General features: G+C 70.6%; 15 protein-coding genes. 11 read left to right on the plus strand and 4 right to left on the minus strand.

Annotated elements, in window-relative coordinates; genetic code table 11:
* Positions 1 to 309, minus strand: a 309-nt coding sequence (locus tag ACRX5S_RS31475; protein ID WP_436776563.1) for a hypothetical protein, incomplete at its 3' end; no start/stop codon positions are given.
* 62 nt (positions 310 to 371) lie between these two features.
* The gene (locus ACRX5S_RS31480) at positions 372 to 1,559 is read right to left on the minus strand and encodes an acyl-CoA dehydrogenase family protein (protein WP_436776564.1); all 1,188 of its coding nucleotides are present in this window, start codon (positions 1,557 to 1,559) and stop codon (positions 372 to 374) included.
* A gap of 314 nt (positions 1,560 to 1,873) precedes the next feature.
* On the opposite strand from ACRX5S_RS31480, the gene ACRX5S_RS31485 reads away from it, so the two are divergent.
* The 10 genes from ACRX5S_RS31485 to ACRX5S_RS31530 all read left to right on the plus strand — a co-directional run bounded on the left by ACRX5S_RS31485 (position 1,874) and on the right by ACRX5S_RS31530 (position 13,699).
* Positions 1,874 to 2,695 carry a TIGR03084 family metal-binding protein gene (locus tag ACRX5S_RS31485; protein WP_436776565.1) on the plus strand — a complete coding sequence of 274 codons (822 nt, stop codon included), beginning with the start codon at positions 1,874 to 1,876 and terminating at the stop codon, positions 2,693 to 2,695.
* On the plus strand, positions 2,692 to 4,506 hold the full coding sequence (locus tag ACRX5S_RS31490) for an acyclic terpene utilization AtuA family protein (RefSeq protein ID WP_436776566.1): 1,815 nt from the start codon (positions 2,692 to 2,694) through the stop codon (positions 4,504 to 4,506). Before ACRX5S_RS31485 ends, ACRX5S_RS31490 begins: the two co-directional genes overlap by 4 nt.
* Positions 4,507 to 4,579: 73 nt before the next feature.
* On the plus strand, positions 4,580 to 5,332 hold the full coding sequence (locus tag ACRX5S_RS31495) for a crotonase/enoyl-CoA hydratase family protein (RefSeq protein ID WP_436776567.1): 753 nt from the start codon (positions 4,580 to 4,582) through the stop codon (positions 5,330 to 5,332).
* Between the two features lie 252 nt (positions 5,333 to 5,584).
* On the plus strand, positions 5,585 to 6,661 hold the full coding sequence (locus ACRX5S_RS31500) for an amidohydrolase family protein (protein WP_436776568.1): 1,077 nt from the start codon (positions 5,585 to 5,587) through the stop codon (positions 6,659 to 6,661).
* Between the two features lie 80 nt (positions 6,662 to 6,741).
* Positions 6,742 to 7,194 carry a MaoC family dehydratase gene (locus tag ACRX5S_RS31505; RefSeq protein ID WP_436776569.1) on the plus strand — a complete coding sequence of 151 codons (453 nt, stop codon included), beginning with the start codon at positions 6,742 to 6,744 and terminating at the stop codon, positions 7,192 to 7,194.
* Between the two features lie 7 nt (positions 7,195 to 7,201).
* The gene (locus ACRX5S_RS31510; protein ID WP_436776570.1) at positions 7,202 to 7,648 is read left to right on the plus strand and encodes a nuclear transport factor 2 family protein; all 447 of its coding nucleotides are present in this window, start codon (positions 7,202 to 7,204) and stop codon (positions 7,646 to 7,648) included.
* Between the two features lie 418 nt (positions 7,649 to 8,066).
* A complete protein-coding gene (locus ACRX5S_RS31515) occupies positions 8,067 to 9,665 on the plus strand; it encodes an acyl-CoA carboxylase subunit beta (RefSeq protein WP_436776571.1) in 1,599 nt (532 codons plus the stop codon).
* An 80-nt stretch (positions 9,666 to 9,745) separates the two neighbouring features.
* Positions 9,746 to 11,824 (plus strand): acetyl/propionyl/methylcrotonyl-CoA carboxylase subunit alpha, encoded by a 2,079-nt coding sequence (locus ACRX5S_RS31520; RefSeq protein WP_436776572.1) that lies wholly within the window; start codon positions 9,746 to 9,748, stop codon positions 11,822 to 11,824.
* On the plus strand, positions 11,821 to 12,612 hold the full coding sequence (locus tag ACRX5S_RS31525; protein WP_436776573.1) for an enoyl-CoA hydratase/isomerase family protein: 792 nt from the start codon (positions 11,821 to 11,823) through the stop codon (positions 12,610 to 12,612). Before ACRX5S_RS31520 ends, ACRX5S_RS31525 begins: the two co-directional genes overlap by 4 nt.
* Before the next feature lie 70 nt (positions 12,613 to 12,682).
* A complete protein-coding gene (locus ACRX5S_RS31530) occupies positions 12,683 to 13,699 on the plus strand; it encodes an LLM class F420-dependent oxidoreductase (RefSeq protein WP_436776574.1) in 1,017 nt (338 codons plus the stop codon).
* A 48-nt stretch (positions 13,700 to 13,747) separates the two neighbouring features.
* Here ACRX5S_RS31530 and ACRX5S_RS31535 read toward each other — a convergent pair whose 3' ends face one another.
* The gene (locus tag ACRX5S_RS31535; RefSeq protein ID WP_436776575.1) at positions 13,748 to 14,383 is read right to left on the minus strand and encodes a TetR/AcrR family transcriptional regulator; all 636 of its coding nucleotides are present in this window, start codon (positions 14,381 to 14,383) and stop codon (positions 13,748 to 13,750) included.
* 126 nt (positions 14,384 to 14,509) lie between these two features.
* A complete protein-coding gene (locus tag ACRX5S_RS31540; RefSeq protein ID WP_436776576.1) occupies positions 14,510 to 15,454 on the minus strand; it encodes a TIGR03619 family F420-dependent LLM class oxidoreductase in 945 nt (314 codons plus the stop codon).
* A gap of 159 nt (positions 15,455 to 15,613) precedes the next feature.
* Between ACRX5S_RS31540 and ACRX5S_RS31545 the strand changes: the two genes are divergently transcribed.
* Positions 15,614 to 15,784, plus strand: a 171-nt coding sequence (locus ACRX5S_RS31545; protein ID WP_436776634.1) for an SDR family NAD(P)-dependent oxidoreductase, incomplete at its 3' end; no start/stop codon positions are given.

Below are 15,784 nucleotides of genomic sequence, written 5' to 3' on the forward strand. Positions count from 1 at the left end.
CACGCGGATGAGTTCGGACAGAAGTGCGAGGGCCGCTCGCACCGCCGATGCGGGAGTGCCCGCCGGGGGCGGCGCGGGACCGTCGGGGCGGCCGGTCAGGTTCGCCGCGCCGGAGTCGGCCCAGTCCTGCGCCGCGTCCGGCGCGGCGGCGAGATCGACGACGAGGTCGGGCGATTCGTCGGGCAGCGCCGCGGCGGCGCCGAGCAGCGCGGCGAGTACGCGGGCGTGCTCGGCACAGGCGCCGGTGCCCAGCGCCGCCACGCGCACGCCGTGCAACGGTCCCGTGGCGGCGGGAGACTGACCGATCATGGGCTGTCCTGCGGTGCTCGTGCGGCGGTGCGCGGGGCGGGGTGCCGGTGCGGCGGATTCGGTCAGGACCGCGGCAGTCCGAGCACGTGCTCGCCGATGTGGTTGAGGACGACCTCGTTGTTGACGGGGACGACCTTGATGAGGCGGGTCACACCCCAGATGGCGGACACGTCGTACTCATCGGTGAAGGCGTATCCGCCATGGGTCTGGATCGCGGCGTCACAGGCCTCGACGGCCGCTTGCGAGGCGAGGAGTTTCGCGGCGTTGGCGGCATACGCTGCGTCCATCCCCGCGTCGAACTGCCGGGTGGCGGTGTACATCATCAAACGAGCGGCGTCGAGACGGGTCCGCGCCTGCGCGAGCGGGTGCTGGATGGCCTGGTAGGCGCCGATCGGTTTGCCGAAGGGACTGCGGTCGCGCGCATACCGCACGGCCTTGTTCAGGGCGTAGTCGCCCAGGCCCAGCGCCCAGGCGGCGGCCAGCATGCGCTCCGGGTTGAGCGCGTCGAAGAGGTACCGGAATCCGTCGTCGGGCGCGCCGATGATGTTCTCGGCCGGCACCTGGACGTTGTCGAAGTGCACCGTGAACTGCCGGTCCGGCATGACCAGGCCCATGTCCAGCGGCGTGAAGGACACACCCGGGCTGTTCACGTCGAGGACCAGGAGCGAGAACCCGTGCCGCCGGTCGGGAGCGTCGGCCAGCCGCGTGGAACGGGCGACGACCATCATGCGGTCCGCGGCGTCGACGCCGGAGATGAAGATCTTCTGCCCGTTGAGCAGGTAGCCGCCACTACCGTCGGGGACCGCGGTGGTGCTGATGGCGAACGAGTTCGTGCCGGCGTCGGGTTCGGTGATGGCGAAGCAGAGCGAGCTGCCACCGTCCGCGGTGGGGGCGACGAACCGCTGCCGCTGCTCCGGGGTGCCGTGCAGCAGTATCGGGGTGCGCGCGAAGACCGTGAGCAGGAAGAGCACGAGCGGGACACCGGCCTCCGCCATGGCTTCCATGGCGGCGACCTCTTCGGTCAGGCCGCCCCCGGACCCGCCGAACTCCTCGGGCACGCCGAGACCGAGGAGGCCCTGACGGGCCATGAGATCCCAGGCCTCGGTGGGGAAACGGCCGTCCCGGGTCGCAGCGAGCCAGTCCTCGCGAGAGAACTTTGCGGTCACCCCCGCGACCGCCTCACGGACCGGGTCACGCAGCGCGTTGATCTCTTCGGGCAGGACGCGGGTCGCGCTGTCGCGACGGGCCATGACACCTCCATGTGTCGTGCTGACGGGTCCGTTCGGCGGGCAGCTCTGGACTTTGGGCAAGAGCGTTGGCCATAGTGAGTACTATGCACGACGCGTAAAATCCGAGCAATGGGCGCGCCGTCTTCGCCTAACCGCTGGTTAACAACGGCACCGCACGCACCCTGGCGAGATGAGGGCCAGAATCCCGTGCCGTGACAGCGCTGTTCGAGCGATGAGCCAGCGCCACCATTGCGATCAGTTGTTATTTGCCGTTAACTTCTGCGCGGTCTCACCATGCCCGCACCACCGGCCCCATGCCAGGAAGGGACCCTGAGATGCCCCTCTCCGACTCGGATGCTCGTCTCGCCGCGGTCGTCGACGATCTCGCGGCAGAATCGGCAGACGCCTTTCGCGTCGTGGCGTCCCTCACCGCGGCGGACTGGGACGCCCCCACCCCCGCGGAAGGCTGGATGGTCCGCGACCAGATCAGCCACCTGGCACGCTTCGACGACACCGCCCGCCTGGCACTGACCAACCCGGCGGCGTTCCGCCGGCTCGCGGACGGCGACACCGCGCGCGGGCCGAACTTTCCCGACCAGATCGCCTGGGACCTGCGACACCTGGCGCCCCACCGCCTCGCATCGTGGTTCCGCCGCGCACGCGAGCAGTTGCTCCACGACTTCCGCGGCGCCAATCCCGCTCTCAAGCTGCCGTGGTACGGGCCACCGATGTCCCCCACCACTTCGGCCACGGCACGACTGATGGAGACCTGGGCGCACATCCAGGATGTGGCCGACGGCCTCGGCATCGAGCGGCAGCCCACCGAACGCCTCCGACACATCGCCCACATCGGCGTCCGCACGATGGCATTCAGCTTCACGGTCCACGGCCTGCCCGCACCGCAGCGTCCGGTCCGGGTAACCCTCACCAGTCCTGGCGGCGACTCCTGGACCTGGGGCCCACCAAACGCCGCGGACGCTGTCACGGGCACAGCGCACGACTTCTGCCTCGTCGTCACCCAGCGTCGCCACCGCGCCGACACAGCACTGAACGCCGAAGGGGACGTGGCCCGGCAATGGCTGTCGATCGCCCAGGCGTTCGCCGGGCCGACCGGCACGGGCCGAGAGGCGATGACGGGCACCAGGAGCGCCCCATGACCGACGACCGGACCACTACCCCTCGGCGCCCGGTGCGCATCGCGAACTGCTCCGGCTTCTACGGCGACCGCGTCGCCGCCGCACGGGAAGTCGTCGAGGGCGGTCCGATCGACGTGCTGACCGGCGACTACCTCGCCGAGCTGACCATGCTGATCCTGTGGAAGGCACGACGCAAGGATCCGCGGGCGGGGTACGCAAAGACCTTCCTCACCCAGATGGAACAGGTGTTGGGCACCTGCCTGGACCGCGGCGTCCGCATCGTCAGCAATGCCGGCGGCCTGAACCCGCGAGGTCTGGCGGCCGACCTGGCCGCACTCGCCGAACGCCTCGGCCTCGCACCAAGGATCGCCTGCGTCGAGGGCGACGACCTCGTCGGCAGGATCCCCGAACTCCACGCCGCGGGCGACCTGCACGGCCTCGGCGGCGGCAAGATCGACCGCGGACTCGACGACATCGTCACCGCCAACGCCTACCTCGGCGGGTGGGCCATCACCCGCGCCCTGGATGCCGGTGCGGACATCGTGGTGTGCCCCCGGACCACCGACGCGGCACTGGTCTCCGGTCCGGCGGCCTGGTGGCACGGCTGGCCCAGGGAAGCCTTCGACGCCCTGGCCGGTGCGGTCGCCGCAGGACACGTCATCGAATGCGGACCCCAGGCCACCGGCGGCAACTACCCGTTCCTCGACGAACTCCCCGACCACCGGCGCCCCGGCTTCCCGATCGCCGAGATCGCCGCCGACGGAACCTCGGTGATCACCAAACATCCCGGCGACGGCGGGGTGGTCAACACGGGCACCGTCACCGCGCAACTGCTCTACGAGGTCGGCCCGCCGCAGTACCAAGGACCCGACGTCATTGCCGACTTCGGCAGCCTGACGCTCCGTCAACTGGACCCCGACCGCGTCGAGATCAGCGGTGCCCGGGGCACGGCCCCCGGCGGACGGCTCAAGGTCGCGCTCAACGCCGAGGGCGGATTCCGCAACACCATGACCCTGGCCATCACCGGACTCGACATCGACGCCAAGGCACGCCACGCGATGGCGATGCTCCACGAGAGCCTGCGGGCGGCCGACGCAACCGCGGACGTGCGGCTCCTGCGGTTCGACCGGCCGGACGCGGCGTGCCAGGAGCAGGCCACGGCCCACCTGCGTATCACCGTCAAACACCATGACCGCGCCGCGGTGGACCGGCGGTTCTCTGCCGCCGTCACCGAACTGCTCACCTCCTCGTTCAGTGGCGCGTACACCACCACGCCGCCGACGGCAGCCAGTGCCTACGGCATCTACCGTCCCGCGCTGGTACAGGCGGACGAGGTCCACCCGGCGGTGGTGTTGCCGGACGGCACCCGAGAGGTCATCGCGCACACTCCCGCTGGCGGGGCGCCACCAGCTCCCCCGCACCAACCGCACGCATCAACGCCGCACTCCGCACACGCCGCCACTCCTCCGGCAGAGCCGCACCGCGTCCTCCCCCTGGGAATACTGTGCGGCGCGCGGTCCGGAGACAAAGGCGGTGACGCCAACGTCGGCGTCTGGGCGCGAGACCCGGCCGCGTACCCGTGGCTGCGCGCCTTCCTGACCGTCGAGCGGTTCCGTGAGCTCGTGCCCGAGACCCGTGATCTCGTGGTGCACCGCTTCGAGTTCGCCAACCTTCACGCGGTGAACTTCGTCGTGACCGGCCTCCTCGGGGACGGCGTCGCGTCCACGACCCGCCCGGACGCGCAGGCCAAGGGGTTGGCCGAGTTCGTCCGTTCACGCCATGTCCCCGTCCCTGAGGCCCTGGTCCCCAAGCCCGAACCGTCGGGACGCTGACCGCAAAGCCCTGGCCCCGGCCCCTGCGGGACAGGGCACACAACAGAGCTCGGAGGACCCTGTGGCCAACGAAGTGACCGTCGAACGCACCGATCGCGTCATGCTGATCACACTGAACCGCCCACATGCCCGAAACGCCGTCACGGCCGCTGTGAGCGCCTTGGTCGCCGCGGCCATTGACGAGTTCGAGGATCGCGACGACCTGGAGGTCGCAGTCGTCACCGGGGCGGGTGGCGCGTTCTGTGCGGGCATGGACCTACGCGCGTTCGCCGACGGGGAGCATGCGTTCCACCCGCGCCGCGGGTTCGCCGGTATCGCCGGACTGCCACCGAGCAAGCCGGTCATTGCCGCTGTCGAGGGCTACGCCCTGGCCGGTGGATTCGAGATCGTCCTGGCATGCGATCTGGTGGTGGCGGCCGACGACGCTCGGTTCGGTCTGCCCGAGGTGAAGCGCGGCCTGATCGCCGCCGCGGGTGGCCTGCTGCGGCTGCCACGCCGCGTCCCGGAAGCCGTCGCCCTCGAACTGGCGCTCACCGGCGACCCGTTGCCTGCCGCCGACGCACTGCGCCTCGGGCTGGTGAACCGGCTTACGGAACCGGGCAAGGCGCTCGAAGGCGCGCTCGGACTGGCCCAGCGGATCATCGCGAACGAACCCCGGGCGGTCGCCGTGTCCAAGCAGATCGTCACACAACTGGCGAGCCTGCCGATCGAAGAGGCGTTCACCCACCAAGACCCCCTGGCAGCGCCCATACTCGCGTCCGCGGACGCACGCGAGGGCGCGCTTGCATTCGTCGAGCGGCGCACGCCCGCCTGGCAGGACCGCTGACCCCGAAGCGGGCCGTGGGAACTACGCCGTGCAGACCGCTGGCGGGGAAATCTCGAACGGCCCCCTGGGAATCGTCCATAGTAAGTACTATGCTCAGCTTGCAGACAGTCGCGCTGCCTCGCCCCGGGCGTCGGGCACAGCGTCAGAGGGCGTTCCCAGGCCGCCGCGTCCGCGCCGTGGCCGGGTCCGCAGCGACGCCAGGCGCATGCGCCCGTGCCCGCTGTCTGCGCACGCCCCTTGAAGGAGACCAGGATGACCATGGCACCCGAGCGGCTCATCTCCGCCGACTCGCACGTCAACCTCACGCAGGAACGCATCAAGGCCCACCTGCCGTCCCGCATCCATGACGAGTACGACAAGGCGGTCGCCGAACTCGCGGCCGGGATGCGCCGCGCCGCGGGCGCCGGGGCCGCCAACCGCGCCTCCTTCCAGCACCGCACGTACGCGGCGGCCGGGCGGGCCGGGCACCACGACGCGCACGAGCGGCTCAAGGACATGGACGCCGACGGCGTCGACATCGAGGTGCTCTACTGCGAGGTGTCCGGCTTCCGCTACCTCTACCTGATGAAGGACGGCTGGCGGGAGGCGTCGCGCGGCTTCAACGACGCGCTGTCCGAATTCGCCGCGGTCGACCCCGAGCGCCTGGTGCTCTCGTACCAGATCCCGATCCACGACATCGACCACGCGGTGGCCGAGGTCGACCGCGTCGCCGCGGCCGGCGCCAAGTCGCTGCAACTGCCCGTGAACCCGTCCGAACTGGGGCTGCCGGACTACTACGACGAGCGGTACCGCCCGCTGTGGTCGAAGATCTGCGACACCGGGCTGCCGGTGTGCCTGCACATCGGGCTCAACACCAACCTCGACGACCTCGGACGCCGCGACCCCACGCCGCAGAAGGGCATCATGGTCCCGGTCACCGGGCTGATGACGGCCGAGGCGTTCGGCATGTTCATCTGCACCGGCGTGCTGGAGCGCTACCCCGACCTGAAGCTGGTCTTCGTGGAGCCGGGCATGGGGTGGGTGCCGTGGTGGCTGAACACCGTGGACGACCAGGTCACCCGCCAGGACTACGAGTTCGGGCTCAAGGAACTGCCGAGCTTCTACTTCCACCGGCAGGTCCACGTGACGTTCATCGAGGAACCTCTGACACTGCACAAGCTGCGCCACGAGATCGGCGTCCGCAACATGCTGTGGTCCACGGACTACCCGCACCCGGTGACCAGTTGGCCCCGGTCGCGCGCCCTCGTGGACGAGCAGTTCGCCGGGATCCCCGCGGACGAGCGCGAACTGATGCTGTCGGGCAACGCCAAACGCATCTGGAACCTCTGATCGGCACTGGCGGGCGCGCTGCCTGCCCGCAGCGCACCCGTCCGCCGACACCGTCACCTGAGGCAGGAGAACACCAGCACATGCGTGCCTTCGCGAATCTGCACGAACTCGCGCTCGCCAAGGGGCAGATCCTCGGCACGAGCGACTGGGTCACGGTGACCCAGGAGCGCATCGACCGCTTCGCCGACGCCACCGGCGACCACCAGTGGATCCATGTGGACGCGGAACGGGCCGAGGACGGGCCGTTCGGCGGCACGATCGCGCACGGCTACCTGACCCTTGCGCTGCTGCCGTCGTTCGCGGCCGAGATATTCCGCGTGGACGGTCTGTCGATGGCCGTCAACTACGGCGTCAACAAGGTGCGCTTCCCCGCTCCGGTGCCGTCCGGCTCGCGGGTCCGGTCCACCGCCGAACTCCTCGACGTCCTCGACGCCGAGCGCGGCAAGATCGCCGTCGTACGCCAGGTCGTCGAGGCGGACGGTGTCACCAAGCCGGTCTGCGTCGCCGAGTGCCTGGCCCTGTACGTTCCCTGAGGCGACGATGGACCCGACCATGCAGTTCCTGGCGGACCGCACCGCGCTTCGCGACCTCGTCCAGGACTACGCCGGCAACGCCGACCGACGGCTGCCCCATGCGGTCGCGGCATGCTTCGTCCCCGACGGACACCTCGTCCTTGAGCGCGGTCCCGGACAGGCCGAAGTCCTCGCCGGGCGCGCGGCGATCGCCGGCGCATTGGCGGACCTCGACCGCTACCGGACGACCACACACTTCGTGGGCAACCACACCGCGCGCATCGACGGCGATACCGCCGAGGGCGAGACGTACTGCCTGGCGCACCACATCTACGAGCAGGACGGGGCGGACCGCGACACCCTCATGTCCATCCGCTACCGCGACGCCTACGAACGCACAGGCCAGGGTTGGCGCATCCGCACCCGCACGCTGACTTTCGACTGGATCGCCGACCGCCCGCTGCGCGACGCGTAGCCCCCAGCAGCCGCCGCAGTGGACCGGCACCGGTGCGCCGGTCCGCCGCGGCGGCCTTTCGGCATCCCTCCAAAGCGTTATCCACCATTTACTTTCTGACCGAAGCGTCCCGCTCGCCCGCCGCGCCACGGGTGCATCCTTCGACTATTACTGTGACTTCGCAGGACCTTTGCCGCCGAGCGGCAGAAGCGTTGCCTTCAATGTTATTTGCGGTTAACGTTCTTGATGCACGACGAGGCCCGCCCCTCCGGGACGAATTCGCGCCTGTCGGGCGGCGATGCCCGGTCCCGCCGTGCACGCTGCCCGGCCTTGACGGCCGGGCAGCACCTGCCTGGTCCCCGCCCTGGTCACCGACCGTCCCGGACCACCTCGCCCGCCGCGCGCCGCCCGCGCACACGCGCCCAGACATGGAGGCCCCATGCCGGTCCTGCATTCCCGTGCCGAGCTGTCCGGCGATGCGTACGAAGCCAACCGCACCGCACAACTGGCAGCCATCGGCCTCCTGGACGATCAACTCGACCTCGCCCGCGCCGGCGGTGGCCCCAGGTACGTGGACCGGCACCGCGCCCGCGGCCGCATGACCGCCCGCGAACGCATCGAACTGCTGCTGGACCAGGACGCGCCGTTCCTGGAGCTGTCCACGCTCGCCGCCTGGGGCACCGAGTTCACCGTCGGGGCCGCGCTCGTCACCGGCGTCGGCGTGGTCAGCGGTGTCGAGTGCGTGGTCATCGCGCACGACCCGACCGTCCGCGGCGGCTCGTTGAACCCCTGGACCATCAAGAAGACCCTCCGGGCCCTGGAGATCGCGGGCCGTAACCGGCTCCCCGTGATCAACCTGGTGGAGTCCGGCGGCGCGGACCTGCCGTCGCAGGCGGACATCTTCGTCCCCGCCGGGAAGATGTTCCACGACCTGACCGCGCTGTCGGCACGCGGAATCCCCACCGTGGCCCTGGTGTTCGGCAGCTCGACCGCGGGCGGGGCGTACGTCCCCGGGATGTGCGACTACGCCGTTATGGTCGACAAGCAGGCCAAGGTCTTCCTCGGCGGCCCTCCCCTGGTCAAGATGGCCACCGGCGAGGATGCGGACGACGAGGAACTCGGCGGTGCCGACATGCACTCGCGCATCTCCGGCGTCTCGGACTACTTCGCTCGGGACGAGCACGAGTGCATCCGGATCGGACGCCAGATCATGGCAGACCTGAACTGGCGCAAGCTCGGCTACGGCGCGGTGCGCGCGTCCAACGAACCACGCTACGACCGCGAGGAGATCCTCGGGCTGATCCCCGCGGATCCGCGGGTGCCGTTCGACCCTCGCGAGGTCCTCGCACGGGTCGTCGACGGGTCCCGCTTCGAGGAGTACAAGCCGCTGTACGGCACCTCCCTGGTCACCGGGTGGGCGTCCGTGCACGGCTTCCCCGTGGGCGTGCTGGCCAATGCGCGGGGCGTGCTGTTCAGCGAAGAGGCGAAGAAGGCCACGGAGTTCATCCTCCTGGCCAACCAGACCGACACTCCGCTGGTGTTCCTGCACAACACGACCGGCTATATGGTCGGCACCCGCTACGAGCAGGGCGGGATCGTCAAGGACGGCGCCAAGATGATCAACGCCGTGGCCAACAGCACGGTGCCGCACATCTCGCTCAACATCGGCGGATCGTACGGCGCGGGCAACTACGGCATGTCCGGGCGCGCGTACGACCCGCGGTTCATGTTCGCCTGGCCGAGCGCGAGGCTCGCCGTAATGGGCGCCGAGCAACTCGCCGGGGTCCTGTCCATCGTCGGCAGGCAGGCGGCGGAAGCTGCGGGGCGTCCGTTCGACGCCGACGCCGACGAGGCGCGGCGCAAGGCGATCCACGCGCAGATCGACGCCGAGTCCCACCCCTTCTTCATCACCTCCCGCCTCTACGACGACGGCGTCATCGACCCTCGCGACACCCGTACCGTCCTCGGACTGACCCTGTCGGCGGCGCACTCCGACGAGGTCGCCGGCCGCCGCGGCTTCGGCGTCTTCCGCATGTGAGACCTGCCGTCGGCCTTGCCGACGCCGCTCGCGCCCGCAGGCACTCGGCCTCCGAGTGCCCCGAATTCCCAGGAGCCCCCATGACCGCCATCCGCAAACTGCTGGTGGCCAACCGCGGCGAGATCGCCGAGCGGGTCATCGCCACCGCGCACGCCATGGGCATCGGCACCGTGGCCGTGTTCTCCGACGCCGACGCACACCACCCCCACGTCGATGCCGCCGACGAAGCCGTGCGCCTTCCCGGAGTCAGCCCCGCCGAGACCTACCTGCGCGGGGATCTGATCGTCTCCGCCGCTCGTGCCACCGGATGCGACGCCGTACACCCGGGGTACGGATTCCTGTCCGAGAACGCCGGGTTCGCCGCCGCGTGCGCGGAGGCCGGCCTGCGCTTCGTCGGCCCACCGCCCGGCGTTATCGAGGCCATGGGGTCCAAGACCGCCGCAAAGGCGATCATGGAGAAGGCCGGAGTGCCCGTCCTGCCCGGCGTCGTCGTCACCCCCGAGAGCGCACCCGCCGCGTTGGCACGGGCCGCCGCCGACATCGGGTATCCGCTGCTCGTCAAGGCCGCGTTCGGCGGCGGCGGACGCGGCATGCGGATCGTGGCCGACGCGGACGGGCTCATGGACGCCGTGGCCTCCGCCGCACGGGAAGCGGCATCGGCCTTCGGCGACGGAACGATCTTCCTCGAACGGTACGTTCAGGCACCGCGCCACATCGAGGTGCAGATCTTCGCCGACACCCATGGCAACGCCGTTCACCTCTTCGAACGCGAATGCTCGATCCAGCGCCGCCACCAAAAGATCGTCGAAGAGGCTCCCTCACCGGCGGTCGACCCGGTCCTGCGCGCCGAGCTCACCGCCGCCGCCGTCACCGCGGCCAAGGCAATCGGCTACGTCGGGGCGGGCACGGTCGAGTTCATCCTCGCCCCCGACCGCGCGTTCTACTTCCTTGAGGTCAACACACGACTCCAGGTCGAACACCCCGTCACCGAAGCCGTCACCGGCCTGGATCTGGTTCGCCTGCAACTGCTGGTCGCCGAGGGCGCCCCGCTCCCCGGCGATGTCGCGGCCGCCGTCGCCGCGGGCACACAGGGCCACGCCATCGAGGCGCGCCTGTACGCCGAGGACGTCACCGCGGGATTCCTGCCCACCGGCGGGACCATGCACGCGTTCCGCATCCCCCCGGTCGCCGGAGTCCGCGTGGACAGCGGCATCCGGGACGGCGGCGTGGTCTCCCCGCACTACGACCCGATGCTCGCCAAGGTCATCGCCCATGCACCGACCCGCGGCGAAGCCGCGCGCCTGCTCGCGCGCGCCCTCGCCGACGCGGTGGTCGATGGCGTCGTCACCAATCGGGACCTGCTGGTCGGCATCCTGCGCGAACCGGAGTTCCTGGCAGGCGGCACCGACACGGCCTACCTCGAACGGCACGACCCGGCCGCGCTCGTGGCCGACGGGCACAACGGCGCGCTACGCCTGACAGCCTCGGTGACCGCCGCGGCGCTCGCCGATCAGGCACGCCGCCGCGCGGAGGCACCGGTCCTGACGCGAGTACCCACCGGCTGGCGCAACGTTCCCAGCGACCTGCAACGGGCCCGCTACACGGTCGAGGGCGAGGACGTCGAAGTCGGCTACCGGCTCAGCCCACGCGCCGGGGGCTGGAACGCGGTCGTCGAGATCGACGGAGAGTCAGTCCGTGATCTCGACGTGGTGGCCATGGCGCCGGAACAGGTCGTGGTGACCTGGAAGGGGGTCCGCCGTACCTTCGCCGTGCGGTCGTACGAGGACGAGATGTACGTGGCAAGCGCATTGGGGCACGCCCGGCTGCGCCGCCTGCCCCGCTTCCCCGACATCGCCGAACAGGCCGACTCCGGCTCCTTGACCGCACCGATGCCGGGGGTCGTGGTCCGGGTCCTGGTCTCGGTCGGCGAGACAGTCGCGGCAGGCCAACCCGTCGCCGTGCTTGAGGCGATGAAAATGGAGCACACCTTGCGCTCCCCCGCGGACGGTGTGGTCACCCAACTACTCGTCGTGGAGGGCGCTCAGGTCGACGACGGTGCCGTGCTCGTCGTGGTCGACGACGGCCGGGAAGACGCGGACACCGCGACCGCGAGCACGACCTCAACCGGCCCGGTGACCACGCCGGGGAGTTCGTCATGACCGATACCCGCGTCGACACGGAGGCAGAGCACCCGGTCCCCTACTACCGGGTGGGGCCGGTGGCATGGCTGCAAATCAACCGCCCGGTGACACGCAACGCGCTGTCGGCCGAGGTGCGGGCGGGACTGTGGGCGGGCATACGTCGGTTCAACGACGACACAGACGCTCATGTGCTGGTCCTCACGGGGACCGGGGACAAGGCGTTCTGCGCAGGCGGAGATCTGAAAGAGATGGCCCGAGAGCAACTACGGGTGCCGCCACCGGACTTCCTTCCACAGTTCGGGCGCAACATCCACGTGCCGAAGCCGACCATCGCCGCAGTCAACGGCGTCGCGCTCGCCGGCGGCTTCCTCTTGGCCCAGATGTGCGATCTCGTGGTCGCCGCGGACCACGCGCGGTTCGCCGTCACGGAGGCGAAGGTCGGGCGCGGTGCCCCGTGGGCCGTTCCACTCCCCTCGTTGATCCCGCCACGCATCGCCATGGAACTGCTGCTCACCGCCGACCCGATCACCGCCGCCCGGGCGTACGAGGTCGGCTTGGCCAACGCCGTGGTACCGGGGCCCGAACTGGCGGCGCACGCCCAGGCGCTGGGTGAGCGCATCGCGGCTAACGCCCCGCTGTCCGTGGCAGCGTCCAAAGCCACCGTGCACCTGGCCCTCGAACAGCCGCGCCACGCCGCCTTCGATGCGGCCGAAGCGCTGTGGGCACCGGTATACCGCTCCGAGGACGCACAAGAGGGACCCCGTGCCTTCCGCGAGGGACGCACTCCGACGTGGCGGGGCCGGTGACCACCACGCGCCACTGCCCGCCGATCTCGCGGCACTCCGACCAACCCGTCCCCTTCCGCCGGAGGCGCACATGCATCTGGGGCTGAACCTCGGCTACTGGGGTGCCCACCCACCGAGGGACTCTGTCGATCTGGCCCGGGAAGCCGAGCGACTGGGCTATGCATCGGTGTGGACCAGCGAGGCATGGGGCTCGGACGCGTTCACCCCGCTCACGTGGATTGCGGCGCACACCACCCGCATCGGCCTGGGAACCGCGATCGCGCAAATGTGCGCGCGTACCCCGACGGCCACCGCCATGCACGCCCTGACTCTCGACCACTTGTCGGGCGGACGGATGCTGCTGGGGCTCGGCCTGTCCGGACCGCAGGTCGTGGAGGGCTGGCACGGGCAACCGTTCCCCGCACGGCCGCTCGGGTTCACCCGCGAATACGTCGACATCGTCCGGCAGGTCCTGCACCGGCAGGGGAAGGTGACCGCGGACGGACGCCACCTCAGCCTCCCCTACGCGGGTGCGGACGGTACCGGGCTGGGGCGGCCGCTGAAGTCCGTCACCCACCCGCTGCGTGCGGACCTGCCGATCCTGCTCGCCGCCGAGGGCCCGAGGAACGTGGCGCTCAGCACCGAAGTCACCGACGGCTGGCTGCCGTTGCACTGGTCGCCGACGAACCGGGCGGCGTACTCGGACGCGCTGCGCGACCGGCCTCCCGGATTCCGGGTCGCGCCGACGGTACCCGTCCACCTGGCGGACGACCTCGACGCCGCACGGGCGCCGGTCAAGGCATCGATCGCCTTCTACGTCGGCGGGATGGGAGCGGCCGAGCGCAACTTCCACGCCGACCTCATGCGACGCTACGGACGCGGGGACACGGTCGACCGGGTCCAGGACCTGTTCCGGACGGGGCGCCGCGCCGAAGCAGCCGCGGCGGTGCCGGACGACCTGGTCGACGAGGTGGCCCTCGTCGGGCCGACCGCTCGTATCCGCGACCGATTTGCCTTGTGGGATGCCGACGAACGCATCACGGATCTGTTGGTCGCCACCAGGGATCCTGAAGCGCTGGCGTTGATGGCCGAGTTGGCCGGTCTGTAGGCCCGGTGTCCGTCGGCCCGGTCCGGTCGGCGGCGGAACCGCTTGTTCTCAGGCGGCCCGACCGGTCAGCACGCGCAGCGCGGCGTCCCGCAGGATGGCCGCGGCCTGGTCGGCAGGAATTCCCGAGTCGTGGTCGGCGACGGAGTTCATCAGGCCGAAGGCGGCATGGACAAGGACTCGGGCCTGGGTGTCCGTCAGGTCTCCGCGAAGATCCACGACGACGTGGACGAACTCCTCGGCGTAGAGGCGCTGTACGCGGCGCAGTCGGCTGCGGGCCGCGTCCGGCAGGTTGTGCGCTTCCTGTGCGTACACCTTGATCAGGCTGCGTTCGGCGAGCGCGAATCCGACGTGCGCGCCAACTAGGCGCTCCAGTACCGTCGGCCCGTCTTCACCGTGGAGGTCCGCACCGGCTGTCGGGTCCGGGTCGACTATCGCCCGGGCACCATCCAGGAGTTGTTCCGTCACTTGGTCGAACAGGCCCACCAGCAGCGCTGGCTTGTTGGCGAAATGACGGTAGACCGCCGCTCCGGTGACCCCTGCGGCTGCGCCGATGTCGTCCATGCCCACGGCGTGGAACCCGCGTTCCGCGAACAGAGCCGCCGCCTGCGTGAGAATCAGCGCGCGGCGGCGGCGCCCGTGCGCGGAGCCGGACGCTCCGGCGCGGTGTACATCGAGTGAGGGCATTGGTCCCGGTTTCAGACTGCCCGGCCCGGCCGGGGTGCAACCGTCGGCGACGGCGGTCCATGGGAGCTCCTGGTGCGCGCCCATGGACCGATGTTAATCACAATTAACTTTGGTGTGCAACAGCGGTCACTTGGCGGCGGCGCGGAAGGCCGCCACGAACGCGGCCAGTTCGTCTGCGGCCTGATCCAGGTCGTCAGCCGCCTTCCAAGGCACGCGCACGTCGGTCACCCCGGCCTCCACGAGGGCGGGGACCTGCGCGAAGGTAGCGCCGGCGTCGGGCCGGCCGTCGTCGCTGCAGCGGACCGGAAGGGTGCCGACCACCTGGATGTCCCAGTCCTCGCGTCCGAACTCGGCGACCGCGCGCCGCATTTGCGCGATCCCCTCGCGGATGTCGGCCGCCGCGGGCCCCCACGGGATCCAGCCGGAGCCGAACCGGGCGAGCCGCCGGGCGACGGCGCGGTTGACCGTTCCGCTGACCCACACCGGCACACCGCCCGGCTGCACGGGCTTGGGCATCTGGTGGACCGCCTCGAAGCGCAGCCGGTCGTCCGCGAAGTCGGCGCGCTGTTCGCGCCACAGCGTCCGGCACACCGCGAGGGTGTGGTCCAACAGCTTGCCGCGGCCCTCGAAGTCCAGCCCGGCGGCCTCGTACTCCTCGCGCTGCCACCCCACACCCACGCCGAGGTCGAGGCGCCCCTTGGACAGCACGTCGAGGGTGGCCGCGCTCTTGGCGAGCACCGCGGGGCGGCGCAGCGCGGCCTGGAGGATGTTGGTGCCGAGGCGGACCCGGGACGTGACACTGCTGACCGCGGACAGCACGGTCATCGGCTCCAGCCAGTGGCCGTCCGGGCCGGTGGGCTGCCTCCCGCCGGACACCCCGCCGACCTCCGGACGCCCGTACTCCTCCAGGCGCTCGCCGAACGCGATGTGGTCCGAGACGAGCAGGCGGTCCACGCCGGCGCGGTCGTAGAGGCGGGCGTGATCCAGCAGAGAGTCCCAGTCCTTGAGGGCCTCGGCGGAAAACGAAGTCAGCCCCATCGACAACTGGGGTGCGGTGGTGGGTCCGGTCACGAGCGTGTCTCCATCCGTACGACCGGGCAAACAGGCCCGGGGGCGTGGCGTCCGAGCGTCGCCCATCGCTTCCTTGAACAGAATAATGTATTCATTAATGAGTACTCGGCCCGCAGCGGGTGCACGCGGCACACGGCGAGGGTCGGCAAAGGAGAACGTATGACCACCCCACTTCCCCTGGCCGGACACCGGGCGCTCGTCACCGGCGGCAGCGGAGGCATCGGCTCCGCGAGTGCGGCACGGCTGCTGCGCGACGGCTGCACCGTCACGTTGGCCGCGCGCGGCGCCGAGGCGCTCGCCGCCGCCGCCGACCGGCTCCGCACCCAGGCG

It is taken from the genome of Yinghuangia sp. YIM S09857 (assembly GCF_051388915.1).
Taxonomy (GTDB): Bacteria; Actinomycetota; Actinomycetes; order Streptomycetales; family Streptomycetaceae; genus Yinghuangia.

What these genes read in the sequence shown, in the direction of transcription:
- ACRX5S_RS31510 (WP_436776570.1), top strand. Translation starts at nt 7,202, where the DNA reads ATGGACCCGACCATGCAGTTCCTGGCGGACCGCACCGCGCTTCGCGAC.
- ACRX5S_RS31505 (WP_436776569.1), top strand. Translation starts at nt 6,742, where the DNA reads ATGCGTGCCTTCGCGAATCTGCACGAACTCGCGCTCGCCAAGGGGCAG.
- ACRX5S_RS31500 (WP_436776568.1), top strand. Translation starts at nt 5,585, where the DNA reads ATGACCATGGCACCCGAGCGGCTCATCTCCGCCGACTCGCACGTCAAC.
- ACRX5S_RS31490 (WP_436776566.1), top strand. Translation starts at nt 2,692, where the DNA reads ATGACCGACGACCGGACCACTACCCCTCGGCGCCCGGTGCGCATCGCG.
- ACRX5S_RS31535 (WP_436776575.1), bottom strand. Translation starts at nt 14,383, where the DNA reads ATGCCCTCACTCGATGTACACCGCGCCGGAGCGTCCGGCTCCGCGCAC.
- ACRX5S_RS31530 (WP_436776574.1), top strand. Translation starts at nt 12,683, where the DNA reads ATGCATCTGGGGCTGAACCTCGGCTACTGGGGTGCCCACCCACCGAGG.
- ACRX5S_RS31515 (WP_436776571.1), top strand. Translation starts at nt 8,067, where the DNA reads ATGCCGGTCCTGCATTCCCGTGCCGAGCTGTCCGGCGATGCGTACGAA.
- ACRX5S_RS31480 (WP_436776564.1), bottom strand. Translation starts at nt 1,559, where the DNA reads ATGGCCCGTCGCGACAGCGCGACCCGCGTCCTGCCCGAAGAGATCAAC.
- ACRX5S_RS31525 (WP_436776573.1), top strand. Translation starts at nt 11,821, where the DNA reads ATGACCGATACCCGCGTCGACACGGAGGCAGAGCACCCGGTCCCCTAC.
- ACRX5S_RS31520 (WP_436776572.1), top strand. Translation starts at nt 9,746, where the DNA reads ATGACCGCCATCCGCAAACTGCTGGTGGCCAACCGCGGCGAGATCGCC.
- ACRX5S_RS31485 (WP_436776565.1), top strand. Translation starts at nt 1,874, where the DNA reads ATGCCCCTCTCCGACTCGGATGCTCGTCTCGCCGCGGTCGTCGACGAT.